This window comes from Janthinobacterium sp. SUN137, from assembly GCF_030587265.1.
Taxonomy (GTDB): domain Bacteria; phylum Pseudomonadota; class Gammaproteobacteria; order Burkholderiales; family Burkholderiaceae_D; genus Janthinobacterium; species Janthinobacterium kumbetense.
Genome location: NZ_JAPWHZ010000007.1, coordinates 113,127 through 138,931, shown reverse-complemented (window position 1 = coordinate 138,931; position 25,805 = coordinate 113,127). Strand labels below are relative to the sequence as shown.

Here is a 25,805-nt window from a genome sequence, read left to right as displayed (position 1 = left end):
GTGCCGGCGATTGTACACCCGCGTAACGGCTATTCTCGCAAAAATGTAGGAGAATAGCTTGACTAATGTAGTAGGCTATTCAGCATTTCCCGTATCCTGTTATTTCCCTACCAAATCCTCACTCAAATCGGCCATCCACCATGAAAATTGCCATACTCGATGATTACCAGGATGCCGTGCGCGGCCTCGATTGTTTCCCGTTGCTCGATGGCCACGAGGTCAAGGTGTTCAGCAACACGGCGCGGGGCCTGGGCCAGCTGGCGATCCGCCTGGCGCCATACGACGCGCTGGTGCTGATCCGCGAACGCAGCAGTTTCAACCGCGCCTTGCTGTCGAAATTGCCGAACCTGAAACTGATTTCGCAAACGGGCAAAGTCAGCGGGCACATCGACGTGCCGGCCGCCACCGAGCTGGGCATCGCCATCGCGGAAGGCGTCGGCTCGCCCACGGCGCCGGCCGAACTGACGTGGGCGCTGATCATGGCGGCGCAGCGCAAGATCGTGCCGTACGCGCAACATTTACAGGAAGGGCTGTGGCAGACATCGTCGCTGGAGCCGGCGCGCAATACGCTTGGCACGGTATTGAAAGGGCGCACCCTGGCGATCTGGGGCTACGGCAAGATCGGGCAATTGATCGCCGGCTATGGCCGCGCCTTCGGCATGACCATCCTCGTGTGGGGCAGCGAAGCGAGCCGCGCGGCGGCCGTGGCGGCCGGCGATACGGCCGCCACGTCGCGGGAAGCGTTCTTTGAACAGGCCGACGTCTTGACCCTGCACCTGCGCCTGTCCGATGCGACGCGCGGCTTGGTAACAGCCGAGGACCTGGCGCGCATGAAGCCGACGTCCCTGTTCGTCAACACGAGCCGCGCCGAGCTGGTGATGGAGGGCGCGCTGGAAGCGGCGCTGCCGCAGGGTCGCCCGGGCGCCGCCGCGCTGGACGTATTTACGGACGAGCCGCTGCCGCCAGGCTCGCCATTGCTGCTGCTGCCGAACGTGCTGGCCACGCCACACCTGGGCTACGTCGAGCGTGACAGCTATGAACTGTATTTCCGCTACGCCTTGCAAAACATCGTTGATTTTGCGCAAGGTCAATGCACGCGCCTGCTCAATCCCGAGGCGCTGGCGCATGCGCGGCAAGCTCCTCAGGAACGCTGAAAGCCCTTCAACAAGTCCGGCTCGCCCGTGATGCGGATGGCTGGCGCGGGCAGCACGTGGCGGCCGCGCCACAGGCCGGCCCAGCCGGGCGGCCAGGCGATGTCCGGTCCGGCGTACGCCGCCACGCCGGCGCGCACGGCAACGACCGGCACGGGCGGCATGTCGGGCAAGGGTTCGCCTGGCGTGCGCTGCATGTCCAGGCTGTACATGTAATCGGGTAATAAAGCATCGCAGACGCGGCCAAACCAGTCGCTATGGTCATCGTCGCGTCCCAGCGCCTGCGCCAGGCCCTGCGGGTCGAAACGGGCCAGGGCATCGATCAGCTCGCCAGTGGTGGCGCCCGGCGTATCGCCCCAGCCCATCACCGGGTTGACGTTGTAATCGGCGCCCGAACCGTACCAGCCTTCGCGCCAGGGCCGCTGCATCCAGTCGCGCGGCCCCGTAAACAAATGCCAGCGCCAGTGCAGGCCGGACGGCTTGGGCCAGGAATACAGATACAGCTTCTGATAGCCGGCCTGGTGCAGCTCGCGCACCATGGCCATCAGGCGCGCATGCGGCATGCGGTCCGGCGGCGCGCGGCGAAACAGGATCGCTTCGCCATCGGCAAACTGCACGTCGTCGGTCGACAGGTTCAGGTCCAGGGTCCGCGCTTCGCTGCCGAAACGGGCGGCGATCCAGCCCGTCAGCAAATTGACGGACGTGATCACCCCGTAACCGCGGTGGCGGTGAAAAATGACGGTGCCGGGAGCGAGCGCTTTCATACGGAGTCGGGGTGGCAGGCAAACAAAGAAACCAGTGTACTCACAGATGGCCAAATTTTCCAGATGCGGCGCGATAGCGGGGCGGCAGGCACGCTGGCCCATCTGCGGCAGCATTCACGCAACGCTGCCAATCCACGCTATCATGCGCGTCATTCTCCACTGACATCGTGACCACATCATGACTTTGCGCATACTCGCCACTGGCGGCACTTTCGACAAACACTACAACGAATTGAACGGTACCCTGGGCTTTTCCGACAGTCATTTGCCGGCAGCGATTGCCCGCGCGCGCATGACGGCGCCCGTGGCGCTGGAGCAATTGCCCCTGCTCGATTCGCTCGACATGCAGGATGCGGACCGCCAGCGCGTGCTGGCCTCGTGCCGCGCGGCACAGGAAAAAGCCATCGTCATCATCCACGGCACCGACACCATGCGCGAAACGGCGCAGGTGCTGGGCGCGGCGAACCTGCAGCAAACGGTCATTTTGACGGGCGCCATGATTCCCTACGAAATCGACAACTCCGACGCCCTGTTCAACCTGGGCTTTGCCTGCGGCGTGGCGCAAACCTTGCCAGCCGGCGTGTACGTGGCCATGAATGGCCAGATCTTCGCCTGGGACAATGTGCAAAAGAACCGCGCCGCCGGCGTGTTCCAGCCCTTGTAGGGCGATGCCAGGACAGGGGTAAAAGCAGACCGGCCCGCGGCCTGACTGACCCTTTGTCACAATTCGACCAGCCCGTTTTCAACGGGCTTTTTTTATGTTTTTTCACCTTTCACAAATTCTGCAAAACCACAGAATCCGTCGAATTATTGCAGGTAAAACATAAAATTGCCAATACAATAATTTTATGTTGTAAAAAAACGCCATTGATCATTTTTAAAAACACCGATATTATTAAATATAAAACTGCAATTTAACAATTAAATTAAATATTCTTCTGTATCCATAATTTATTGCCAAATCCGACACGGTTGATATGCATTTTTTCTTGCTGAGACGACATAATGTTCGCCTCGACAAGTCAAAAGTGCATTTATAACAATATTGCGCTAAGTAGTCTTCCACCTCCCACCGACGTGGTTCCGCCTACCGTACACGAGCACCGCTGGTCATCTACCCGATGGCCAGAGCGGTGCTCGTGTACTGCTTGTCGTTATTAAAACTACTACGGAGTAATTGTTACAATGGCATTTAAAGAAAAAATTGGCGTACGCAGCGTACGCCTGGCCCTGACCGTACTGGCAGGTAGCGTCTTGTTCTCTGGCCAATCCATGGCGGACGAAGCAATTCAAAAAGTTGAAATTACCGGTTCGAGTATCAAGCGTATCGCTGTCGAAGGCGCCTTGCCTGTGCAGCGCCTGACGCAAGAAGCGATCGCCAAGACGGGCGCCACCACGGTTGCCGACCTGCTCCAGGCACTGCCCGCCATGCAGGGCTTTACCGTCGGCGCCGCCGCAGCAGGCACCAATTCGGGCGGCCGCACCAGCGCGTCGATCCATGACATCGGCGAAGATTACACCCTGGTCCTGCTGAACGGCCGCCGCATCGCGCCACAAGGCTCGGGCACTTCCGTCAACCTGAACGCCATTCCGATGAGCGCCATTGAACGCGTCGAAGTGCTGACCGACGGCGCTTCGGCCCTGTACGGCTCGGACGCCATCGCCGGCGTGATCAACTTCATTCTGAAGAAGAACCAGCAAGGCGGCTCCCTGGAAGCCACCTATGGCGGTCCGGAAGACAAGGGCGGCAACGCCTGGAACACCAGCGTGACCTATGGCGTCGGCGACATCGACGAAGACCGTTTTAACGTGCTGGTATCGTACCGCCATGACGAGCAATCGAACTTGCGCGCCACCGACCGCACGTTCGCCCGTTCGTCGCGTATTCCAGTGAGCTTTAACGGCAAACAATACGTCTACGACAAGACCGCCATAGGCACGGCACCGGCCAACGCCACCGTGTCCGTCAAAGGCAAAGACGATTACCTCTTCAATCCATACCTGGCGAAGAATGATAATTGTGGCGCCGTGACCAATGCCCCACTGGCAGCCAATAAGCTGGCTTGCGGCTACGATGGCGGTTCGACGGTTGAAATCGTGCCTGAATCGAAGCGCGACAGCCTGTTTACCCGCGCCACCTACAAACTCAACGATTCGCTGAATGCGTTTGCCGAAGTCGCCTACTCGCGTTATGACCTGACCGCGCGCATCTCGGCCAATCCGGTGGCAATCCCGATTGCGCTTAACGGTGCGCAGTACAACAAGTATGTCCTGCCTTACCTGACACCAGAGCAGGTCAAGGACATCACCTCCGTGTCAGCCAACTATCGCATGAGCGACTGGGGTACCCGCGACTCCAACACCATCACCGAGACCAAGCACTTCGTCGTCGGCGTCGAAGGCGAAATTGGTGCGTGGAACATCGATGCGGGCCTGACCTGGTCGCAAAATTCCATTGATGAACGCTACATCGGCGGCTATGCGAAAACGGCCGATATGAAGGCCCTGCTGAAAAATCCGGCGTTCAACCCGTTCGTGCCAGCCGGCACGCCATCGCCGGAAATGCAAGCGCTGATCAACAATTCGCAATTCAAAGGCTCGATCCGCACGGCATCGACCACCATGCGCGGCATCGATGCGCACGGTTCCCGTGAACTGTTCACCTTGCCAGGCGGCAAAGCCAACATCGGTATCGGCGCCGACTACCGCGAGTACAACTACGGCCAGACGCCAGATGCAGGTGCAAACACCAGCACCATCTACGGCTTCAACACCTCGCCACGCTATGACCTGAGCCGTTCAACCTACGGCGTCTTCGCCGAATTGCTGGCTCCGATCACCAAAACGGTAGAAGTGAGTCTGGCTGGCCGTTATGACTCCGTGTCGGCGATCGACAATGGCGTCATCAACAAGACCATCGGCAAGGATGCCAATGCCAATACCTACAAGGTCACGGCACGCTGGCAGCCGATACAGCAAGTACTGCTGCGCGGCTCCTACGGCACGGGCTTCAAGGCTCCGGACATGCTGAGCATTGGTCAGCCACTGGTCAACAACGGCTTTACCGGTGCTACCTGGAATTGCCCATTCCCAGGCGATGCGCTGTGCCGTGCGCCTAACAGCCAGTACAATAAAATGGCTGGTGGTAACGAAAACCTGAAACCGGAAAAATCGAAACAGTTCACCGTCGGTTTCCGTATCGAGCCTAGCTCGGCATTCTCCTTCGGCGCCGACCTGTGGGACGTGAAAATCACCGATGCGGTTTCGTCCGTGAGCGAAGCGCAAGCGTTCAACAACCCAGGCATGTACCGCGACCTGTTCGGCATCTACATCGAACCGACGACCGGCAAGCCGTACTATGCGTTCAAGTCGCTGTCGATGAACATTGGCCAGACGCATAACCGCGGTATCGACTGGGACATGACGGCACGCAAGAAGTTCGATATCGGTAACTTCACGGCTAACCTGAGCGGTACGCATATGCTCAAGGCCGACTACACCGTACCAGGCACCAAGGATCAGTGGACCAACAACATGAACTACTACGGTATTTCCGATGCCGTCACGTTCCGTAACCTGATGAAGCTCAACATGAGCCTGGAATCGGGCAAGCTGACCAACACGGTCATCGTGAGCTACCGCAATGGCTACACCGACGCTTCGGCCGAGGTGGTCAACCTGGCCACCAACGCAAAGGAAAATATCCGTCTGCACGTGCCTTCGTACACGACGGTTGACTTCCAGGGCCGCTATGCGTACAGCAAAGCAGTGACCTTGCGCGCAGGTATCAAAAACCTGTTCGATCGTGAACCGCCGCTGTCGCTGCGCAGCTCGCGTGGTCACCAGGTTGGCTACGATCCACGCTACGCAGATCCAATGATGCGTTCGTTCTACTTCACGGCCCAGTACAAGTTCTAAGTTGACCTTGTCAACCTAGGCTGAGCCGACCGAGGGCCTTGCAAACGCAAGGCCCTTTTTTTTCGTCCTTCGCCCGTCATGCCAGGCGAAGGACGAAAAAAAAGGAGCCGCAGCTCCTTTTTCGTACCGGCATGACTGCGCTTATGCAGTCGCTTCGCCGCCCAGGGCTTCGACCACGTCGGCCATCAGCTTGCTCAACTCGCCCGTCATCAGCATCACGTCGCCGTCGAAACGCTCTTCGTCGTTCTTCGTGCTCGATTCCGTTTCCTTGATCACGTCCAGCGGCTTGACGCTCTTGATGGCCAGCGATTCCGTCAACACGAACGAAATCTTGTCGTTCCACGTCATGGCCAGGCGCGTGCACTGCTTGCCGGCCGCGATGTGGCGGCGCACGTCGTCCGCTTCCAGGGTGTGGCGCACGTAGCGCACGGTGGCCTTGCTCTCGCCCGTGGCGCGCAATTCCGTATCCATGTCGACCGTGAAGCCGGCAGGCGCATCGTCCGCCTGCAGCCACTCCGTCATCACCGCCACGGGCGAGCGCTGCACGCGCAGGCTTTCCAGCGGCAGCTTGTCCACGGCCTTGAGCAGCAGCTTGATGACTTCATCGGCTTTCGCCGGGCTGGCGGCATCGACCACCAGCCAGCCATTGACGGGGTCGATCCACGTCCAGACGTTGCTGCGGATGCTGAAGGCGCGCGGCAGCAGTTCGTCGGCCACGCGTTCCTTCAATTCCTTCATGGCTTTCTTGCCTGGTGCAAAGCCTTGCGCTTCTTCCATCTCGGCGGCGCGGGCCTTGGCCACCTGGTTGATGACGGTGGCTGGCAACAGTTTCTTTTCCGTGCCCAGCAAGATCAGCATCTGCTTGTTGACCACGTGGACCAGGCCGCCATTCGGGCGTGGCGTATCCCAGCCCTGGCGCATCAGATCCATGCTGGTCGCCGGCGTAAATTTGTTCGAGGACAAGGCCTCTTCCAGTTGTTCTGGCGTATAGGCCCATGGTGCGGGCAGGCGGTAAATCTGAAGATTCTTGAACCACATAGTTTTTGTCTTCCGTTTGTTTCAGTAGTGCCAGGGGAACGCCATTCTACACTTTCGACACGGGAATGCCGTCAAAAGCGCGGACTGGCGCGGTGTTGTTGATGCGTGGGGAATGCCGCTACAGGGCGGGAAACAGCTCCGCCTGGGCTGGCGCCTGCCGCATCGCGATGGCCGGATCGGACAAGGTCGAGATGCGCACGCCCAGCAGGCGGATTTTCTTTTCAAATGGCACGCGCCGCAAGCAATCGCGGCTGGCCCGCAGGATGGCGGCGGCGTCCGCCGTGGCGCTGGGCAAGGTGATGTCGCGCGTGACGGTGCTGAAATCCTCGAAACGCAGCTTGATGCCCACCGTGCGCCCCGCCAGCGACTGCTTGTCCAGGTCGCCCGCCACGCGCGTGCACAGGCTTTCCAGCTTTTCCGACAGCGTGGCGCGGTCGCGCACCACCTGCAAGTCGCGCTCGAACGTCGTTTCGCGGCTGACGGACTTGGTTTCCCGGCTCGTCTGCACGGGCCGCTCGTCGATGCCCAGCGCTGCCTGGCGCAGCCAGCCCGTGTACAGGTCGCCAAACTGCGTGCGCAGCATGGCCAGGTCGGCTTGCGCCAGCTCGCCGACGGTGATGATGCCCAGGGCTTCCAGCTTGGCCGTCGCCTTCGGGCCAATGCCGTTGATCTTTTTCGCCGGCAAGGGCCACACGCGCGTGGCGATATCCTCGGGCGACAAAATGGTGAGTCCGTCGGGTTTTTCCAGGTCGGAACAGATTTTCGCCAGCAATTTGTTAGGCGCCAGGCCAATCGAGCACGACAGGCCCGTCGCCTCGAACACGGCCGCCTTCAGGCGCGCCGCCATGGCCGGCGCCTGCGCGCCGTGTTCCGTCAGGTCGACATAGATTTCATCGATGCCCACGTTCTGGATGATGGGGCACAACTGGGCCACGGCTTGCTTGAAGCGGGCCGAATACTCGCGGTAGGCCTCGAAGTCGGCCGGCAGCAGGATGCTGTCGGGCGCCAGTTTCGCCGCCTTCATGATGCCCATGGCGGAAAACACGCCAAACGCGCGCGCCGCATAGGTCGACGTGGTGACGACGCCGCGCCCCACGTAGTCGCGCATGCGCGCAAACTGCCGCGTGCCGTCAATCTGCAGCACGGGCTGCTGCAGGCGCCCGCCGCCGATGACGACGGCTTCGCCGCGCAATTCCGGATATTTCAGCAGTTCCACAGAAGCGAAGAAGGCGTCCATGTCCAGGTGGGCGATCCAGCGGCGCGCGGCGGGTGCTTCGGCAAGTGTGGGGGCAGATGAAATCAAAAAACACCTCGCGGCGGATCGGCTTGCCTTCATTGCGGCAAGATACTGTGCATGCATACAGTATTACCGGAAATGACCGCGGATGCAAGTTGAAACGCACAGGACCCGATGGCGACGATCAGCGGTTGCTTTTCTCAATAGCAAGATTACAATCCTGACACAACTATTCAAAGGAGTTGCCTTGTCTACAGCACATCATGCCTTGCGTCGCCGGTCCGTCTGGTCATCCATCCTGCCGGCCCTGCTACTGTCCACGCTGGCGCCATCCGCGCTGGCCGCCGACGCCACCACCACCATCGCCACGGCCGTCGCCCCCGTCGCCGCCAAGACGGCTTGGCAGGAAACGCGCCACGGCACGGTCGTCACGGACGACTACCGCTGGCTGCAAAAGAAAGCCGATCCTGCCGTGATCGACTACCTGAATGCGGAAAACGCCTACACGGCAGCCGTCACGGCGCCGATCCAGCCGCTGGCCGACAAGGTATATGCGGAAGTCAAGGGACGCATGCAGGAAGTGGACTTGTCCGTGCCTGCGCGCCAGGGCAATTTCTACTATTACACGCGCGTGGAAGCGGGCAAGCAATACCCGATTCACTGCCGCCGCCCCGTCGGCGCCAGTGGCGCCTATGATGCGCAGGCGGCCGAGGAAATCTTGCTGGATCAGAATCAATTGGCCGAAGGCCACAAATTCTTTGCCGTGCGCGCATTTAGCGTCAGCCCGAATGAACAGTTGCTGGCCTACACCACCGACACGACGGGTTTCCGCCAGTACGAGCTGCACGTCAAGGATTTGAAAACGGGCAAGTTGCTGGGCGACAGCATGCCGCGCGTGACATCGCTGGCCTGGGCGGCGGATAACGCCACCCTGATGCTGGCGCAGGAAGACGCCACCACCAAGCGCTCGGACCGCTTGTTCCGCCTGGCCCTGGGCGGTGCGCCGCAACAGGTCTACCACGAGCCGGTGGAGCAGTTTGCCATCCATGTGGACCGCACGCGCGACAAGCAATTCTTCGTGCTCACCTCGGGCAGCACGGACACGAGCGAAGTGCTGCTGCTGCCAACGAGCAAGCCGCAAGGCACGTTCCAATCCGTGCTGAAACGTGAAAAAGGCCACCGCTACGGCATCGAGCACCGCGACGGCCAGCTGTATATTCTGACCAACAAGGGGGCGAAGAATTTCCGTGTCGTCAGCGCGCCATTCTCTGCGCCGCAGCCGAAGAACTGGAAGCCGGTCGTGCCGCACAACAAGGATGCCGTGATCCAGTCCATCGACGTCTTCCAGGGCTACCTGGTGGTGATGGAAAAGGCACGCGCCCTGAACCGCGCCCGCATCTTTGATTTTGCGCAAAAGAACTGGAAGGCGGTGCAATTCGACGACCCCGTCTACCTGGCCACGGCGGCCGGCACGCCGGAGTTTTCCGCCACGCAATTTCGCATGTCCTACCAGTCGCCCGTCACGCCGCCCACCGTCATCGACGTCAGCATGCAGGACGGCAAGCGCACGGTGCTGAAGCAGCAGGAAATCGTCGGCGGCTTCGACAGCAGCCGCTACACCACGCAGCGCTTGTGGGTGAAGGCGCGCGATGGCGTGCAAGTGCCGCTGTGGGTCGTCTACAAGAAAGGCGTCAAGCTCGACGGTTCAGCGCCGCTGCTGCTGTACTCGTACGGCTCCTACGGCATTTCCACGGAAGCCACTTTTTCCATCAGCCGCATCAGCCTGCTGGAACGGGGCGTCATCTATGCGCAGGCACATATCCGCGGCGGCACCGACATGGGCGAAGCCTGGCATGAAGACGGCATGCTGATGAAGAAGAAAAACACCTTCAATGACTTCATCGACAGCGCCGACTACCTGGTGCGCGAAAAATGGACCAGCCCGAACCGCCTCATCATCCAGGGTGGCAGCGCGGGCGGCTTGCTGATGGGCGCCGTCGTCAACATGCGCCCCGACCTGTTCCACGCTGTGCACGCGGCCGTGCCGTTTGTCGACGTGATGAACACCATGATGGACGCCAGCCTGCCCCTGACCACGGGCGAGTACCTGGAATGGGGCGACCCGAACCAGAAGGCCGCGTACGACTACATGCTCAGCTACTCGCCGTACGACAACATTGCGCGCAAGAATTATCCCGCCATGCTGGTGACGACGGGCCTGAACGACAGCCAGGTCATGTACTGGGAACCGGCAAAATATGTGGCCAAGCTGCGCGCCTATAAAACGGACAGCAATCCCCTGCTGCTGAAAACGAATATGGGTGCCGGCCACGGCGGCGCGTCGGGCCGCTATAACGCCATCGCCGAAAACGCGTTCAATATGGCGTGGATGCTGTCGCAATGGGGCATTACAGAGTAAAGTGAAAAAAGCGCTTGCAGAAGGATTTTACCCGTCCTATAATAGCGCCTCTTCCAGACGTGGTGACAAACGTCGGGATGGTTTTCTGAGACAAGCAACGGGTGCTTAGCTCAGTTGGTAGAGCGGCGCCCTTACAAGGCGTAGGTCGGGAGTTCGAGCCTCTCAGCACCCACCAAATCAGAAAACTGTCCAGTGCTTCATGGATCAGCAATACAGATCATACGAGCTTGGAGTGGTAGTTCAGTTGGTTAGAATACCGGCCTGTCACGTCGGGGGTCGCGGGTTCGAGTCCCGTCCGCTCCGCCAATAAAAGAAAAGCCCTTTGGTTCCTGGAACCGAAGGGCTTTTCCCATTTCAGAAGCCAAAAACACGTCCATCCCCTCTCGCCTGAACATTTTTGCGCTTTTCAGCAAAAAAACTGCCATTCCCCCTCAAGAATAGTTGCACAAGCACGATAGCGCCCCCTATAATAGTGCCTCTTCCAGACGTGGTGACAAACGTCGGGATAGTTTTCTGGGTATGCGGGTGCTTAGCTCAGTTGGTAGAGCGGCGCCCTTACAAGGCGTAGGTCGGGAGTTCGAGCCTCTCAGCACCCACCACCAAACAGAAAATTATCCAGTGCTTCATGGATCAGCAACACAGATCATACGAGCTTGGAGTGGTAGTTCAGTTGGTTAGAATACCGGCCTGTCACGTCGGGGGTCGCGGGTTCGAGTCCCGTCCGCTCCGCCAATAAAAGAAAAGCCCTTTGGTTCCTGGAACCGAAGGGCTTTTCCCATTGTGGGAGCGCAAATGCACTAGAATCAGCGCTCTTGCCGACTCCGCCGCTCCTGCCTGATGCGCCTGCCCCGCAGCTTTTCCCCCTACCTCGCCCTGCGCTTGCGCCTGGCCCATCATGCTTTGCTGCAATTTGCCGCCAGCCTGGCCAGTTCCATGGAAATTCTCGTGTTCCTGGCCGGTCCCGTCCTGCTGGGCCTGCTCAGCGTCATCGCCCTGCCCGGATTTCTCGCCATGAATCTGCCCTGGCCAGCGGCCCTGGGCTTGCTGGCGGCGCAAGTGCTGCTCACGTGCCTGCCCGCCTGGCTGCTGCGCAAGCGATTGTTGCCTGCCGCCACCGCCGCGTGGCTGCGCCAGCTGCCCTTGCCGCGCCACCTGCGCTGGCAAGCCGACATCGCCGTGGCCGGCCTGCTGATGCTGCCGCTGGGCCTCGCCTATGCCGTCTCGGCTACCATCTGGCTGCTGCAGTCGCCGCCCTGGCTGCGCCCCGTTGCCGCGCCCGGCATGGCCGCCACCCTCGCCGTCTGGCTGCTGGCGTGGCTGCTGACGGCGCGCATCGTGGCGCAACGCCTGCGCGCGCCACGCCCCGCACACAGGGCGCGCCCGCCCACGATGACGGCCTATGTGCCGCAACGGCCCCGCTGGCGCACGATGTTTCTGTGGCGCCAGCTGTTCTGGCTGCCGTTCTGGCGCAATGAAAACGTGATCGGCCTGCAGCAAAGCGTGCTGCTGGCCACGGCTGGCGCCAGCATGCTGGCCTGGCTGCTGCGCGCACCGCTCGTGCCCGCTCCGCTGCTCGGTTTGCTGGCCAGCGCCAGCCTGGTCATCGTGACGGACCGGGGCGACAAGGCCGTGCGCGAGCAGATCGCCGTGCTGCGCCCTGCATTGGATGCCTGGCCCCTGGCCAGCACGACTTTGACGCGCCTGGCCTGCGCCGCCAGCCTGCTCCCCGCCTTTGCCGTGCTGCTGGGCGCTGGCGTCTTGCTGTATTGCATCGATCCAGCCGCCCTGCAGCGGCGCGTGACCGGCGTCTATGCCCTCACCGCCAGCGCGGCCCTGCTGGCCATCGTCGGCCTGCCCCGCCTGACGCCGCGCGGGCGCGTCGCCCTCGTCGTTTTCTCCATCCTTGCCTTGAGCGCCATCGGAAGCGAATTATGGAATTGAACCAGCCTACTCCCGTGCTGCACCTCGAGCACCTCGATTTTCACTTCCCCACGCACCGCGTCTTCCAGGGCTACAACCAGCAATTCGGCCCCGGCGTCACCTGGCTGCGCGGCGCGAACGGCGCCGGCAAGACGACCCTGCTGAAGCTGGCGGGCGGCGCCCTGCTGCCCGCGCGCGGCGCCATCCGCCTCGATGACGTCGACAGCGTCGCCATGCCGCTGGCCTACCGTGCCCAGACCTTCTATTGCGGCGGCGACACGCCCGCCCTGCCCTGGCTGCAAGTGCACGAGTTTCTCGACCTGCACCTGGCCCTGTACCCAGGCAGCGACCAGTCGCTGCTGAACGCGGAACTGCACGCCTTTGCCATGACATCAACCTTGCAGCAAAGCATCACCGCCCTCTCGCTGGGCCAGCATAAAAAGCTGCAACTGGCCCTGGCCCTGGCCTTGCCGGTGCGCCTGCTGCTGATCGACGAACCGTTCAACGGTCTCGACGCGGCCGCCATGGCCCACTTGCGCGCGCGCCTGGCCGAGCCATCCCGCCTGGCGCGCCAATGCATCGTGCTGACCAGCCATTTGGCGCCGGACGTGCCGCTGGCGGCGACGCTGGAAATATAGACAGGAAATACAGCTTTGCAGATCGACCAAGGACAGCTTACGATGCCGTGTTGCAAAAACCGGCGATCCCGGTGCAGCCATTACCCATAACACGGCGCGCTTATTCACCGCGCCTGGCTTATTCTTGGAGATTATTATGTTGAACACCCACCGCCGCGCCCTGGCGATTTTGTGCGCCGCCTTCGCCACCTCGGCCATCGCCGCGGGCCCCACGGGCACGGCTACCGACTATGGCAGCAGCGCCCCGCACGCCGCCGCCCAGCGCACCATCGAACTGCAAGCCGACGCCCGCCACATCAACGTCACGCACGGCGAAACCGTCACCATCGTGCGCGCCGGCCAGCGTTTTACATGGCACGTGCACACCTTCAACAACAAGACCGTCTTCGCCCTGGCCGACATCGCGCCGAAGGACATGCCCGTCGATGGCATCCAGGTGTATGTGGCCGGCAATCCGCTGTACGCGGGCAGCTAAGTTTCTTCTATACATAAAAAAACCGGAACCCCCTTGCGGCAGTTCCGGTTTTTTCTTGATACGGCTCAATAGTTACGCCGTCAGTGCTTCCTTGGCGGCAGACTCTTCGACCACTTCCTCGTCGTCCGAGCGGATCAGGTGGTCAAAGGCGGACAGGGCTGCCTTGGCGCCTTCGCCGGTGGCGATGATGATCTGCTTGTACGGCACCGTGGTGACGTCGCCGGCCGCAAACACGCCGGGGATCGAAGTCTGGCCGCGGGCATCGACTTCGATTTCGCCGTGGCGCGACAACGCTACCGTGCCTTTCAGCCATTCCGTGTTCGGCACCAGGCCGATTTGCACGAAGACGCCTTCCAGCTCGACCTTCTTCGATTCGCCGCTGACCCGGTCCGTGTAGCTCAGGCCATTGACGATCTTGCCGTCACCGTGGATCTCGGTGGTTTGCGCCGAGGTGATCACGGTCACGTTAGGCAGGCTGTGCAGCTTGCGTTGCAGCACCGCATCGGCGCGCAGTTCCGCGCCGAACTCGATCAGGGTCACGTGTTTCACGAGGCCGGCCAGGTCGATCGCCGCTTCCACGCCCGAGTTGCCGCCGCCGATCACGGCCACGCGCTTGCCCTTGAACAGCGGGCCATCGCAGTGCGGGCAGTAGGCGACACCGTGGTTGCGGTATTCCTTCTCGCCCGGCACGTTGATTTCGCGCCAGCGGGCGCCGGTGGCCAGGATGACGGTCTTGGCTTTCAGGATCGCGCCATTCGCCGTTTCGATCTGCACCAATTTGCCCGGCGTCAATTTCGCGGCGCGCTGGGTGTTCATGATGTCGACTTCGTATTCCTTGACGTGCTGTTCCAGCGCCATGGCGAACTTCGGACCATCCGTTTCCTTGACGGAAATAAAATTCTCGATGGCAAGGGTGTCGAGCACCTGGCCGCCGAAACGCTCGGCCAGCACGCCCGTCTTGATGCCTTTGCGGGCCGCGTAGATGGCCGCTGCCGCGCCGGCAGGGCCGCCGCCGACGATCAGCACGTCGAACACGTCTTTCTTGTTCAGTGCCTCGGCCTGGCGGGCGCCGGCGTTGGTGTCGAGCTTGGCGAGGATTTCCTCGACATTCGTGCGGCCCTGGCCGAAGTGTTCACCGTTCAGGAACATCATCGGCACGGCCATGATCTGGCGCGCTTCCACTTCTTGCGGGAACACGCCGCCATCGATGGTGGTGACCTTGATGCGCGGGTTGATCACGGCCATGGCATTCAATGCCTGCACCACTTCCGGGCAGTTATGGCAGGAGAGCGAAATAAACGTTTCAAATTCGTAATCGCCGTCGAGGTTGCGGATCTGCTCGATCACGGCATCGTCGAACTTGATGGTGTGGCCGCCCACTTGCAGCAGCGCCAGCACCAGCGAGGTAAATTCATGGCCCAGCGGCACGCCGGCGAAACGCACGCCGATATCGGTGCCTGGGCGGTTGATGCTGAACGACGGGGTCCGTACGCCAGCGTCAGTGCGCTCGACCAGCGTGATCTTGTCGCTCAACAGGACTATTTCCTGGAGCAATTCTTTCATCTCGCGGGCTTTTGCGCTGTCATCGAGAGAAGCGACCAACTCAAGCGGATACACCACTTTTTCCAGGTAGGATTTCAGTTGGGTTTTGAGGGTGGCGTCTAACATGATGTTTTCCTTTTCTACAAATATTTAGGCGAATGCCGGGCCGGACACCCGGTCCGGCATCGCGGTAACTACTTGTTTGCTGCTAGATGTTGCAAGGCTTCAAGACTTAGATCTTGCCAACCAGGTCCAGCGATGGGGTCAGGGTCGCTGCGCCTTCCGTCCATTTGGCTGGGCACACTTCGCCTGGGTGGTTCGCCACGTACTGAGCGGCTTTGACTTTGCGCAACAGTTCCGCTGCGTCACGGCCGATGCCGTTGTCATGCACTTCCAGCACTTTGATGAAGCCGTCAGGATTGATGACGAAGGTACCGCGCAGTGCCAGGCCTTCTTCTTCGATCATGACTTCGAAGTTGCGCGACAGGGCGCCGGTCGGGTCGCCGATCAGTGCGTATTGCACTTTCTTGATCGCGTCCGAGGTGTCGTGCCAGGCTTTGTGCGCGAAGTGGGTATCGGTCGAGATACCGTAGACATCGACGCCCAGCTTCTGGAATTCAGCGTGGTGATCGGCCAGATCTTCCAGTTCGGTTGGGCAAACGAAGGTGAAGTCGGCTGGGTAGAAGACGAATACCGACCACTTGCCTTTCAGCGACGCTTCCGTCAGGTCGACGAATTTGCCATTGTGGTAAGCGGTTGCCTTGAATGGTTTAACTTGGGTATTGATCAGCGACATAGTCATTTCCTCTCGTGTGGTGAATCAGTAAGACTCTAGTGTAAGGGGTTTTAACCCATATGCAAAATTGATTGTCACAATAGTTTCAATTAATTTTAGCTATCATGACGCCATGGGAACTCCATGATAGGCAGTTCCCACGGGATTGGATAGCGGTGACAGTGGATACCCCTGCCGCCGCCAGGTGTTCAATTCTTAATTCTTCAGCTCTTCCGGAACTTTTCCGCCGTTTTCCGCCAGCTTGATCATCACTTGGCGGTGCAGCCAGATATTCATGCTGGCCGAATCGTTGGTGTCGCCCGTGAAATGCAGCTCTTGTGCCAGTTCCTTGCGCGAAGCCAGGCTGCTGTCCAGTTGAAGCAGTTTCATCAGGTCAACGATGGACGTGCGCCAATTGAGTTTTTCCGCGTTCTTGCTGGCCAGGTCGACCAGCACCACTTCCACGTCCACCACCGGCACGGCAGCCGCTGGTGCAGCAGCCGGTGCGGCCGCCGCTGGCGCGTCGGTAGCGGCGGCTGGCGTGGCTGCCGGGGCAGCGTCGGACGAATGGTGGAAGATCTTGTTGTAGATATTGCTGAAAATGCCCATGAGGTCACCTCGAGTTGAGTGAATGGAAGAAATACTGCCTGCGCTCCCGGTGTAGGTACCGGTGACAGCAAAGCCGGGCGCAGGCGCCAGCCCGTCGAGTATAAGCCCGTTCAAGCCGGAAGCCCTGTCCCGCAGGCCTGGATGCCATCTGGTGGCAGGCGATGCCTGTTTCAAGGGTGCAAGGGCTGCTGCGCGCGCAGCAGCGCATCGAACGCTTCGATGGCCAGCGGCGGCGCAAACAGCTCGCCTTGCGCAAAATCGCAGCCGATCTCCAGCAGGCGCGCGCGCTGCTCATCGGTCTCCACCCCTTCGGCAATCACCCGCAAGCCCAGCTTGTGGGCCATGGTGACGATGGCTTCACACAGCACCAGCTCGCTGGCGCCGGGCGCCAGCTTGCGCACCAGCACGCCGTCGAGCTTCAGGTAATCGATGCCGCATTGCTGCAATTGCGTCAGCGAAGCATGGCCGCTGCCGAAGTCGTCCAGGGCAATCTGCAAGCCCGCTTCGCGCAAATGCTGCAAGCGTGGCGCCATGCTGGTGCCGCCAGGTAAAAGCACATCTTCACGCATGTCGAGCACGATGGCCGAGGCCGGCACACCGAGCGCCGCCAGCTGGCGCAGCCAGGTGCCGGGCGCCTCGACTTCGCGCTGCAATTCCAGCGACGACTGGTTCAGGCACAGTTGCAGCCCCGGCAAGCCGATGGCATGGCCCTGCGCACGCCAATGCAGCAGTTGCGCCGCCGCCGTGCACAGCACCCAGTCGCCGATCTCCACGATCAGGCCGCTGCTTTCGGCCAGTGCGAGGAAATCCGGCGGACACACGAGGCCCCGTTGCGGATGGTGCCAGCGCAGCAAGGCTTCCGCCTTCTCGATGCGTCCGCCATGCAGCGCGACGATGGGCTGGTAATACAGCTGCATCTGCTGTTCGCGCAGGGCCGTGCGCAAGTCCGCCCCCAGGCGCATGCGGTTGACGGCCGCCACCTGCATGGCGGGCGTAAAGTAGCTGTAGCGGTTGCGCCCCGCCCCTTTCGACACGTACATGGCCTGGTCCGCGTGCTTGAGCAATTCCTCGATGGTGCCCGCGTCGTCCGGATACAGGGTGATGCCGATCGAGGCCGAGACGAACGCCTGCTCCTGCCCCAGCAGGAATGGCGCCAGCAAGCCGTCGAGTATCTGCCGCGCGATGCGGTCGACTTGCTGCAGATCATCGAGGTCGGACAGGATCACCGTGAATTCGTCGCCGCCCAGGCGCGCCACCGTGTCCGTCTCGCGCACGCCCACGCGGATGCGCCGCGCCGCCTCGATCAGCAGGATATCGCCCTGGTGGTGGCCGAGGGTGTCGTTGACTTCCTTGAAATGGTCGAGGTCGATGAACAGGATGGCCACGCGGCTCGTATCGCGCCGCCCCTGGGCCAGCGCCTGGCGCAGGCGTTCGTGGAACATGCGCCGGTTCGGCAATTGCGTCAGGGTATCGAAGTTGGCTTGCTGCCAGATCAGCGCTTCCGTTTGCCGCTTGTCCGTCACGTCTTCCAGCATGCACAGGTGGTGCGGGCCGCCATGGCGCGCCGTGGCGATGGCCGTCACCGAGGCGTCGACCCACACCACGCCGCCATCGGGCCGGACGATCCGCTTGGCGTGGCGAAATCCCTGCAGACTGCGCGCCAGCAACTGCGCCACCTGCTCCTGCTCGCCGGGCACATCGTCGGGATGGCTGATTTCCATCCAGCTCGTTTGCTTCATGTGCTCCAGGCTGCGCCCGCTGATGGCCAGGTAGCGTGGATTGATGTCGAGAAACTGTCCGCTCACGGTATCGATCAGGGCGATGCCCATGGGCGCTTCCTCGAACATGGTGCGAAAGCGCAATTCCCCCTGGCGGATGGTTTCCTCCGTGCGGCGGCGCTCGCGTGCCAGGTTGTTGAAGTGAAAGGCCGCCGACACGGCCAGCAAGCTGCCCGCCAGGCCCAGCGACAGGTATAACCAGCCCAGGTCGGCGCCCGGCACGGGACGGTACAAAAAACCCTTGTAGGCGCGGCTGTCCGTGGCATTGCGCGGCAGCACGCCCATGCTGGCATACGTGTCGGCGATGTGCTGCCAGCGCTGGGGATTCATGTAGCCGAGCTCCACCAGCACGGGCTGCAGCAGCAATTCCATCTGCTGCGCCTCGTACAGCAGGTGCGCGCGGTCGTGGCGCTGACTGTATTTGACGTGGATCAGTTGCGCCATTTCCTCGCGGTGCGCCATCGCGTATTGCCAGCCGCGCAGGCTGGCCGCGCGGAACGCTTTCACGCGCTCGGGATGGCGGCGCAGTTCATGCTCGCTGGTAAACAGGTTGTCGCCGTAGAAATCGATGCCGGCCGTGCGCGGCGTGAACTGGTAATAGGGAAAGCCCGCCCGGTCCAGGTAGTCCGGTTCGTTGGTGGAATACGCGGCGATGGCGTCGACCTTGCCATCGATCAAATCTTCGATGCGGTAGCTGGGCGGCAAGTGGCGCATCTGCTGCGGCGCGACGCCCATTTTCGCCAGGAACAGCGACACTTCATCGGCGGCAAGGGCCGCATCGCCGGCCGCGCCGATCATCACGGGCGCCCCCACCAGCTTGCGCACGTCGGGCGCGCCGCCCTGCTGGCGCATCAGCAGCACGCTGGGCGAATGCTGGAACACGACGGCCAGCACCACCAGGGGCTTGCCGGCCAGGCGGCTGAGCAGCAAGGTGCTGTTGCCCACGCCATACTCGGCCTGGCCCGCCAGCACGGCCGCCTCGGCCAGCGGCCCGCCGCCCCCTTCGACCAGCCTGACTTCCAGCCCCGCCTCGCGGTAATAGCCTTGCTCGATGGCCGCGTAATAGCCGGCAAACTGGAACTGGTGCGTGAAATTGAGTTGCAGGGTAACGGGTTCCAGCGCCCGGGCTGGTGTGGGCAGGCACAGCAGCAGGAAGACAAAGCCGCGCCAGGCGCGCGCCAGCCTGCCGGCGAGCGGCAAGACAAGGCGGAAAGCGTCGCGGGCTTTCATCGGCATGGCGGAACACCACAGGAAGCTGCCGAGCTGGCAGGGGTAAGGCTATTGTAGCCGCCCCTTTTGCCAATGGATAACTATTTCAGTGAGGACAATAGCGTTGATGTTTTTGGCAAACAATGTCGCCATTGTTTGCGCTAGAACACGACGCCGGCCACCAAAATGATGTTGGCGTACGGACTGCACTCGCCCGTGCGCACGATGGCGCGCGCGCCCTTGCTCAATTGCTTGAACTCCTCATGCGTCACCTGGCGCGCATCGGGCAGGGACAAGGCCGTCACCTGCGCCGCCATGGCTGGATTGTGCTGCGGCAACTCGCTGGCGAGCAAATGGTATTCCACCTGCATTTCAGTCAATACCGTGTTGACGGTATCGATGAAGCCGGGGATGCCGCGCGTCAGGGCCAGGTCGATCAGGGGCACGCCCGGCTGCGACGGCAAGCCCGCGTCGCCGATGACGAGCATGTCGCCATGGCCGAGCGACGCGATCAGTTGCGACAGTGCGATATTGAGCAGCGGTGATTTTTTCATGGGCGTCGTGTCGTTAGAACAGCTCGTGCAAGTGAGGGATCGAGGTTTGCGCACCGGGCTTGGTGACGCTCCAGGCAGCCGCGCGCTGGCCTTGCTGGATCGCTTCCGCCTCGTCCATGCCGGACGCCAGGCCCGCCACAAAACCGCCGATGAAGGTGTCGCCGGCGGCCGTCGTGTCGACGGCTTGCACCACTTCGGCGGGGAAGGTGTAATCGCCGCCGTACAGGGCCGCATGCACGCCCTTGGAACCGAGGGTGATGATGACGTTGTCGCTGCCCAGCTTTTGCAGCGCGGCGGCCAGCGCCTTGGCATCCGCGCCATCCGGGCTGACGCCGGCCAGCATGGCCGCTTCGATTTCATTCGGTATCAGGTAGTCGACCAGTTCCAGCACGCCGTCCGGCAAGCTGGCCGCCGGGGCCGGGTTCAGCACCACGGTCTTGCCCAGCGAACGGGCCAGCTTGATCGCATGCACGACGGTGGCCATCGGCGTTTCCAGCTGCAGCACGACGATATCGGCCTGTTCGATCAAACCTTGCGCCGCATCAATGTGCGCGGGGCTCAACAGATCGTTGGCGCCGCCGGCGATGACGATGCTGTTCTGGCCATTGTCATCGACAAGAATCGAGGCGATGCCGGACGCGACGCCCGGCAAGGTGGTGATGTGGCTGTCGATGATGCCGTCGCCGACCAGCGCCGCGCGCAACGTCGCGCCGAACGCGTCGTCGCCCACGCAGCCGACCATGGCCACTTGCTGGGCGCCCGCCACTTTGCCGCTCAGGCGCGCGCAGGCCACGGCCTGGTTGGCGCCCTTGCCGCCAGGAATGGTGCGAAAGGCGCCGCCCGTCAGGGTTTCGCCGGGGAGGGGCATGCGCGGCACGCGCAAGACCAGGTCCATATTGATGCTGCCGATAACCACGATCATGATGTCATTCCCATCAGTTCAGTTGCAGGTGAAGAAGTAGGTGCGGAAGAAGATAGCGTGACGGCCGCGCTGGAGCCGCGCACGTGCAATTCCGGGGCGATGCTGCGCTGCTGGCGCGGCAAGGCGGGGTCGGCGATGCGCGCCAGCAGGCAGGCGGCCGTGATGCGGCCCAGTTCGCGCGTATTTTGCGCCACGCTGGTCAAGGCCGGATGCACGAAGCTGGCCAGGTCGATATCGTCGAAGCCGACGACGGCCAGTTCGCCCGGCACGGCAATACCGCGCTCGGCGGCGGCGCGCAAGGCGCCGAAGGCCATCAGGTCATTGCAGCAGAACAAGGCGTCGGGGTGCTGGTCTGGCGGCAGCGCCAGCAAGTCCAGCGCGGCCGCATAGCCGCCCGCGCTCGTAAAATCGCTGTGGCGGCACAGGGCGTCGGCCAGGACCACGCCGGCGTCCGCCATGGCGCTGCGCACGCCGGCGATGCGGTCGTTGGAAATGCTCACTTCGCGGGGACCGGCGATGCAGGCGAGGCGCCGGCGTCCCAGGCCCAGCAAATGGCGCGCGGCCAGCACGCCGCCGGCGCGGTTGTCGACGGCCACGGCATCGATGGACAGGTCGCTGGGCGCGCGGTCGAGCAGCACGGCCGGCACCTTCATCTTGCGCAGCAATTCGCCATCGCTGTCGGCCAGCGCGGACAGGATCAGGCCGTCGCAGCGCTTGGTCAGCAGCACGTTCAGGTAATCGCGCTGCTTGACGGGGTCGTCATCGGAATTGCACAAAATGACGCTGTAGCCGGCCGCGTAGCAGCTGTCCTCGATGCCGCGCGCCACTTCCGAAAAATACGGGTTCGTATTGTTGGGAATGATCAGGCCGATGGTGCCCGTGCTGCGGCTGCGCAAGGAACGCGCCAGCGCGCTGGGCACGTAATGCAATTGCTCCGCCGCCGCCAGCACGGCGCGGCGCGCCTCGTCGCTGACGGGGCGGGTATTGTTGAGGACGTGCGACACGGTGGTAAACGACACCCCCGCCGCCTGCGCCACTTGCTTGATGGTTGCCATGGGCGACGTCGCTTAGGCGCGTTCGCCGCGGCGGCGGTAGGTGTCGAGCACCACGGCGGCGACGATCACCAGGCCCGTGACGATGCGTTTCACGGGTTCCGACACGCCCACTTGCGCCAGGCCCGCTTCCAGCACGGAAATGATCAACACGCCGATAAAGGTGCTGATGACGGAACCGCGGCCGCCCATCAGGCTCGTGCCGCCGATCACCACGGCGGCGATCACTTGCAATTCCATGCCCACGCCGCCGTTCGGATCGGCCGCTTCCAGGCGCGACACCTGGAACAGTGCGCCCACGCCGGCCAGAAAGCCCATCAGGGCAAACACCAGCACTTTCGACGGTTTTGTATTGATGCCGGACAAACGTACGGCTTCCTCATTCGTGCCGATGCCGATCCAGTGGCGGCCCAGCACCGTGCGCGTGAGCACCAGGTGGCCGATGACGACGATGGCGATCGAGGCGATGAAGGCGGGCGACAGGCCGAACGCGATCGGCGAGCTGATGCCGTCAACGGCGCTGCCGATGTATTCCGTGCGCGAGTTCGTCACTTGATACGCCATGCCGCGCGCCATTTCCAGCACGCCCAGCGAGACGATGAACGAGGGAATGCGCCAGCCGACGGAAATGAGGCCCGTGGTGGCGCCGCACAGGGCGGCGACGAACATGCCCAGCAGGGCCGCGCTCCACACGGGCCAGCCCCAGTGCACGACGGCCAGCGACAGCACGGACGCGGCCAGCGCCATCACGGAACCGACGGACAAATCGATGCCGCCGATGATCAGCACAAACGTCATGCCGACGGCCATCACCACCAGGGTGGGGATGTTGTTGGACAGGGTGCTCAGGGTGGCGAGCGTGAAGAAGTTTTCGCTGGCAAACGAGAACAACACGCACATGGCCAGCAGGGCGCCGATCAGGCCCGCATAGTTTTTCAGGTCGGCCAGGCTGCGCTGCAGATACGATGGGGAAGAGGTAGTGGTCATGGGAATCTTTCCGGCGGATCAGGCCGCAGCTGGAGTGGAATTAGGGGTCAAATAGCCGGAGAAGGCGGCCGACAGCAGCGCGTCCTGGCTCCAGGCGCCGCGCTCGAAGGTGTCGACGATGCTGCCGGCGCTCATGACGGCGATGCGGTCGCAAATCAGCATCAGTTCGCGCAAGTCGCTCGACACGATGACGAGGCCCTTGCCCTGGCGCGCCTGTTCCGCCAGCACCTGATAAATATCAAACTTGGCGCCGATATCGATGCCGCGCGTAGGCTCGTCGAACAGCATGACGGGGCAGTCGCGGTACAGCCAGCGGGCGATCACCACCTTTTGCTGGTTGCCGCCGGACAATTCCGCCACCGTTTGCGCGCTGTTGCGCGAGCGGATGCCCAGGCGCTGGATATAGTCGTCGGCCACCGTCGCTTCGGCCGCGTCGTTGAGCCAGCCAGCGCCGCTGACGGTGTCGAGCGAGGCCAAGGTCGTGTTGACGGCGATGGACTGGCGCAGCAGCAAGCCTTGGCCCTTGCGGTCTTCCGTGATCATGGCGATGCCCGCTTGCACGGCGGCCTGCGGCGAGTGCAAGGCGGCGGGCGTTGCGCTGTCGCCGAGGAACACGTCACCGGCGTCGGCGCGGTCGGCGCCGAAAATCAGGCGCAGCAATTCCGTGCGGCCCGAGCCGATCAAGCCGGCGATGCCGAGGATTTCGCCGGCGCGCAAGTCGAACGAGGTGGGGTTGACCACCTTGCCGCGCGCCAGGCCCCGCACGCGCAGCAGCGGTGCGCCGATGGTTCGCCCGCTCAGGTCGACGGCGTCGTCGGCCGAGCGGCCCACCATCAGGCTGACCAGGTCGGCTGCGGAGTGGCCCGCGATATCGTCGTCGCACACGAGCTGGCCGTCGCGCAGCACAGCGATGCGGTCCGCCACGCGCTTGAGTTCTTCCAGGCGGTGCGAAATATAGATGATGCACACGCCTTCGGCCTTCAGGCGTTCGATTTGCAGGAACAGCAATTCCACTTCGCGGTGCGTCAGCATGGCCGTCGGTTCATCGAGCACCAGCAGGCGGCAGGCGCCAATTAAATTGCGCGCGATCTCGATCATTTGCTGGTGGCCGATGCCCAGCTCGCCGACCAAGGTCCACGGGTCGAGGCCGCCCAATCCCACTTTTTCCATCTGTTCGCGCGCGTCGCGCTCAAGGCGCGTACGGTCGATGAAGCCGAAACGCTGCGGCAAATTCTTCAGGTACAGGTTTTCCGCGATCGACAGGGTGGGAATCAGGTTGAGTTCCTGCATCACCATGCGGATGCCCAGCGCCTCGGCGGCGCCGCGCGAGGCGGGCTGGTAAGGCTTGCCGTCGAGCAGCATCGTGCCCGTGGTGGCTTGCTCCAGGCCGCAGATGATCTTCGACAAGGTGCTCTTGCCTGCGCCGTTCTCGCCCGTCAGCGCCAGCACCTGGCCAGGGGCGAAGCGCAGGCCCACGCCACCGAGGACGGGGCCGACATAGGACTTGCCGATGTTATCGAGCGTTAACAAGGGGATGGCGGCTGGCGCCGGTGGAATGTCGGTGGGCATGATAAAACTCCGCGGTAGTGGCGGCGGGGCCGGCGCCGCCTGCTCGGTGAGCAAGCGGGCGCCGGCCCCGGCGGGATCAAACGATCAGGACTTGGCGCCCTTGGCGACCAGTTCGACCTTGGTTTCGATGACGCCACCAAGCTCGGCCTGTTTCTTCTTCTGCGCCAGGGCTTTCAGCACGGTCTCGATGCCGAACACGGCTTGTTGCGAACCGAACTGGTCGGCGGTAGCCAGCACGCGGCCATCGGCCAGCATCGGCTTGATGGCGTTGATGTTGTCGTAGCCGACGACGAGCACTTTGCCCGTCTTGCCGGCCGCCTTGATGGCGGAAATGGCGCCGATGGCCATGTTGTCGTTACCGCACAGCAAAGCCTTGATATTCGGATTGGCGTTCAGCATGGCGGCCGCCACCGTGTTGGCGGGGGCGATTTCCCACTGGCCCGACTGCACGCTGACGACTTTCGCACCGGCTGCCGTCATGGCGTCCTGGAAACCCAGGGTGCGCTGCTGCGCGTTGTAGGTGGTGGACACGCCTTCGATGATGCCGACGGGGTCGCCCTTCTTGATTTGCTGCGCCAGGTAGTCGCCGACGACCTTGGCGCCCTTGCGGTTGTCCGGGCCGACGAACGGCACGGTGATGCCCTTCTCTTTCAGGGCGCCCGCGTCGAGCTTGTTGTCGATATTGACGACGATGATGCCCGCGTCGATGGCTTTCTTCAGCACTGGCACCAGCGCTTTCGAGTCGGCCGGCGCGATCACCAGCGCGTTGACGCGCGAGACGATCATTTGCTCGACCAGCTTGATCTGACTCGACGTATCCGTTTCATCCTTGATGCCGTTCGACAGCAGGTCGTACTTGGCAGCATTCGCCTTCTGATGCGCCTTGGCGCCATTTTCCATGGTCAGGAAAAATTCATTGGCGAGCGACTTCATCACCAGCGCCACCTTTGGTTTGGCAGGTGTCTGCGCCATCGCCGGCACGGCGGGCAAGGCACACACCAGGACAGCGGCGGCAATCATTTTCAGGCGAATACGGGATGTCATGAGCGTCTCCAGAGTTGTTGGTCAAGCACGTGTACTGCATGCTTTTTAGGAAATTCGTTGCGCGCAAACGTTTGCGCGAAGCGAATAGTGCCTCAATGCCCCATATCAGTGCAAGCAAAACTGTATGTGCGGTGCAGCAAAAAGGGAGCGTTCAGAGGGAAACAGGCAGGCTGATGCCATCAGCCTGCCAGAGGGAAATACGCG

General features: G+C 62.3%; 20 protein-coding genes and 4 tRNA genes. 11 read left to right on the top strand and 13 right to left on the bottom strand.

Translation table 11 applies throughout. The features are described from left to right. The first annotated feature begins 140 nt into the window (after positions 1-140). The gene (locus O3298_RS28415) at positions 141-1,154 is read left to right on the top strand and encodes a D-2-hydroxyacid dehydrogenase family protein (RefSeq protein ID WP_305061122.1); all 1,014 of its coding nucleotides are present in this window, start codon (positions 141-143) and stop codon (positions 1,152-1,154) included. Here the strand turns inward: O3298_RS28415 and O3298_RS28410 are convergent. Next, positions 1,142-1,915 (bottom strand): L-asparaginase, encoded by a 774-nt coding sequence (locus O3298_RS28410; protein ID WP_305061121.1) that lies wholly within the window; start codon positions 1,913-1,915, stop codon positions 1,142-1,144. The genes O3298_RS28415 and O3298_RS28410 overlap by 13 nt on opposite strands. 178 nt (positions 1,916-2,093) lie before the next feature. On the opposite strand from O3298_RS28410, the gene O3298_RS28405 reads away from it, so the two are divergent. Next, positions 2,094-2,579: an asparaginase domain-containing protein gene (locus O3298_RS28405; RefSeq protein WP_034781194.1), complete on the top strand. Its 486-nt coding sequence runs from the start codon at positions 2,094-2,096 to the stop codon at positions 2,577-2,579. Between the two features lie 608 nt (positions 2,580-3,187). Then, entirely contained in the window at positions 3,188-5,833 is a 2,646-nt protein-coding gene (locus tag O3298_RS28400) for a TonB-dependent receptor (RefSeq protein ID WP_305061120.1), read from the top strand. Positions 5,834-5,974: 141 nt separating this feature from the next. On the opposite strand, the gene O3298_RS28395 is transcribed toward O3298_RS28400, so the two are convergent. Further along, on the bottom strand, positions 5,975-6,871 hold the full coding sequence (locus O3298_RS28395; protein WP_034754435.1) for a recombination-associated protein RdgC: 897 nt from the start codon (positions 6,869-6,871) through the stop codon (positions 5,975-5,977). Positions 6,872-6,989: 118 nt separating this feature from the next. Beyond that, positions 6,990-8,174 (bottom strand): DNA polymerase IV, encoded by a 1,185-nt coding sequence (gene dinB / locus O3298_RS28390; protein WP_305061119.1) that lies wholly within the window; start codon positions 8,172-8,174, stop codon positions 6,990-6,992. Positions 8,175-8,355: 181 nt separating this feature from the next. Here dinB and O3298_RS28385 point away from each other — a divergent pair, with 181 nt between their 5' ends. From O3298_RS28385 to O3298_RS28350, 8 genes are all read left to right on the top strand, one after another. Then, positions 8,356-10,527 (top strand): S9 family peptidase, encoded by a 2,172-nt coding sequence (locus tag O3298_RS28385; RefSeq protein WP_305061118.1) that lies wholly within the window; start codon positions 8,356-8,358, stop codon positions 10,525-10,527. 99 nt (positions 10,528-10,626) lie between these two features. After that, a tRNA-Val gene (locus tag O3298_RS28380) sits at positions 10,627-10,702 on the top strand. Between the two features lie 54 nt (positions 10,703-10,756). After that, positions 10,757-10,833: transfer RNA gene (locus tag O3298_RS28375), tRNA-Asp, on the top strand. 217 nt (positions 10,834-11,050) lie between these two features. Further along, positions 11,051-11,126, top strand: a tRNA-Val gene (locus O3298_RS28370). Between the two features lie 56 nt (positions 11,127-11,182). Further along, a tRNA-Asp gene (locus O3298_RS28365) sits at positions 11,183-11,259 on the top strand. 105 nt (positions 11,260-11,364) lie between these two features. Next, positions 11,365-12,468 (top strand): hypothetical protein, encoded by a 1,104-nt coding sequence (locus O3298_RS28360; protein WP_305061117.1) that lies wholly within the window; start codon positions 11,365-11,367, stop codon positions 12,466-12,468. After that, entirely contained in the window at positions 12,459-13,085 is a 627-nt protein-coding gene (locus tag O3298_RS28355) for an ATP-binding cassette domain-containing protein (RefSeq protein WP_305061116.1), read from the top strand. The genes O3298_RS28360 and O3298_RS28355 overlap by 10 nt, the downstream gene beginning before the upstream one ends. A 136-nt stretch (positions 13,086-13,221) precedes the next feature. After that, complete coding sequence (locus tag O3298_RS28350; protein WP_305061115.1) at positions 13,222-13,560, top strand: CzcE family metal-binding protein; 339 nt, start codon at positions 13,222-13,224, stop codon at positions 13,558-13,560. Between the two features lie 72 nt (positions 13,561-13,632). Here the strand turns inward: O3298_RS28350 and ahpF are convergent, their stop codons facing one another. The 10 genes from ahpF to O3298_RS28300 form a co-directional block, all read right to left on the bottom strand. Further along, positions 13,633-15,228 (bottom strand): alkyl hydroperoxide reductase subunit F, encoded by a 1,596-nt coding sequence (gene ahpF, locus O3298_RS28345; RefSeq protein WP_099666110.1) that lies wholly within the window; start codon positions 15,226-15,228, stop codon positions 13,633-13,635. A gap of 106 nt (positions 15,229-15,334) precedes the next feature. Next, entirely contained in the window at positions 15,335-15,898 is a 564-nt protein-coding gene (gene ahpC, locus O3298_RS28340) for an alkyl hydroperoxide reductase subunit C (protein ID WP_077398190.1), read from the bottom strand. Positions 15,899-16,093: 195 nt separating this feature from the next. After that, on the bottom strand, positions 16,094-16,486 hold the full coding sequence (locus O3298_RS28335; RefSeq protein WP_099666109.1) for a DUF3597 domain-containing protein: 393 nt from the start codon (positions 16,484-16,486) through the stop codon (positions 16,094-16,096). Positions 16,487-16,656: 170 nt separating this feature from the next. Further along, positions 16,657-19,500 carry an EAL domain-containing protein gene (locus tag O3298_RS28330; RefSeq protein WP_305061114.1) on the bottom strand — a complete coding sequence of 948 codons (2,844 nt, stop codon included), beginning with the start codon at positions 19,498-19,500 and terminating at the stop codon, positions 16,657-16,659. Between the two features lie 134 nt (positions 19,501-19,634). Continuing rightward, on the bottom strand, positions 19,635-20,027 hold the full coding sequence (gene rbsD / locus O3298_RS28325; protein ID WP_305054689.1) for a D-ribose pyranase: 393 nt from the start codon (positions 20,025-20,027) through the stop codon (positions 19,635-19,637). Between the two features lie 13 nt (positions 20,028-20,040). Beyond that, complete coding sequence (rbsK, locus tag O3298_RS28320; RefSeq protein WP_289906992.1) at positions 20,041-20,949, bottom strand: ribokinase; 909 nt, start codon at positions 20,947-20,949, stop codon at positions 20,041-20,043. Then, complete coding sequence (locus tag O3298_RS28315) at positions 20,946-22,004, bottom strand: LacI family DNA-binding transcriptional regulator (RefSeq protein ID WP_305061113.1); 1,059 nt, start codon at positions 22,002-22,004, stop codon at positions 20,946-20,948. The genes rbsK and O3298_RS28315 overlap by 4 nt, the downstream gene beginning before the upstream one ends. A 12-nt stretch (positions 22,005-22,016) precedes the next feature. Continuing rightward, positions 22,017-22,988 (bottom strand): ABC transporter permease, encoded by a 972-nt coding sequence (locus tag O3298_RS28310; RefSeq protein WP_305061112.1) that lies wholly within the window; start codon positions 22,986-22,988, stop codon positions 22,017-22,019. Positions 22,989-23,006: 18 nt separating this feature from the next. Then, complete coding sequence (locus O3298_RS28305; RefSeq protein ID WP_305061111.1) at positions 23,007-24,557, bottom strand: sugar ABC transporter ATP-binding protein; 1,551 nt, start codon at positions 24,555-24,557, stop codon at positions 23,007-23,009. A gap of 84 nt (positions 24,558-24,641) precedes the next feature. After that, positions 24,642-25,601: a sugar ABC transporter substrate-binding protein gene (locus tag O3298_RS28300; RefSeq protein WP_369811642.1), complete on the bottom strand. Its 960-nt coding sequence runs from the start codon at positions 25,599-25,601 to the stop codon at positions 24,642-24,644. Between the last annotated feature and the right edge of the window lie 204 nt (positions 25,602-25,805).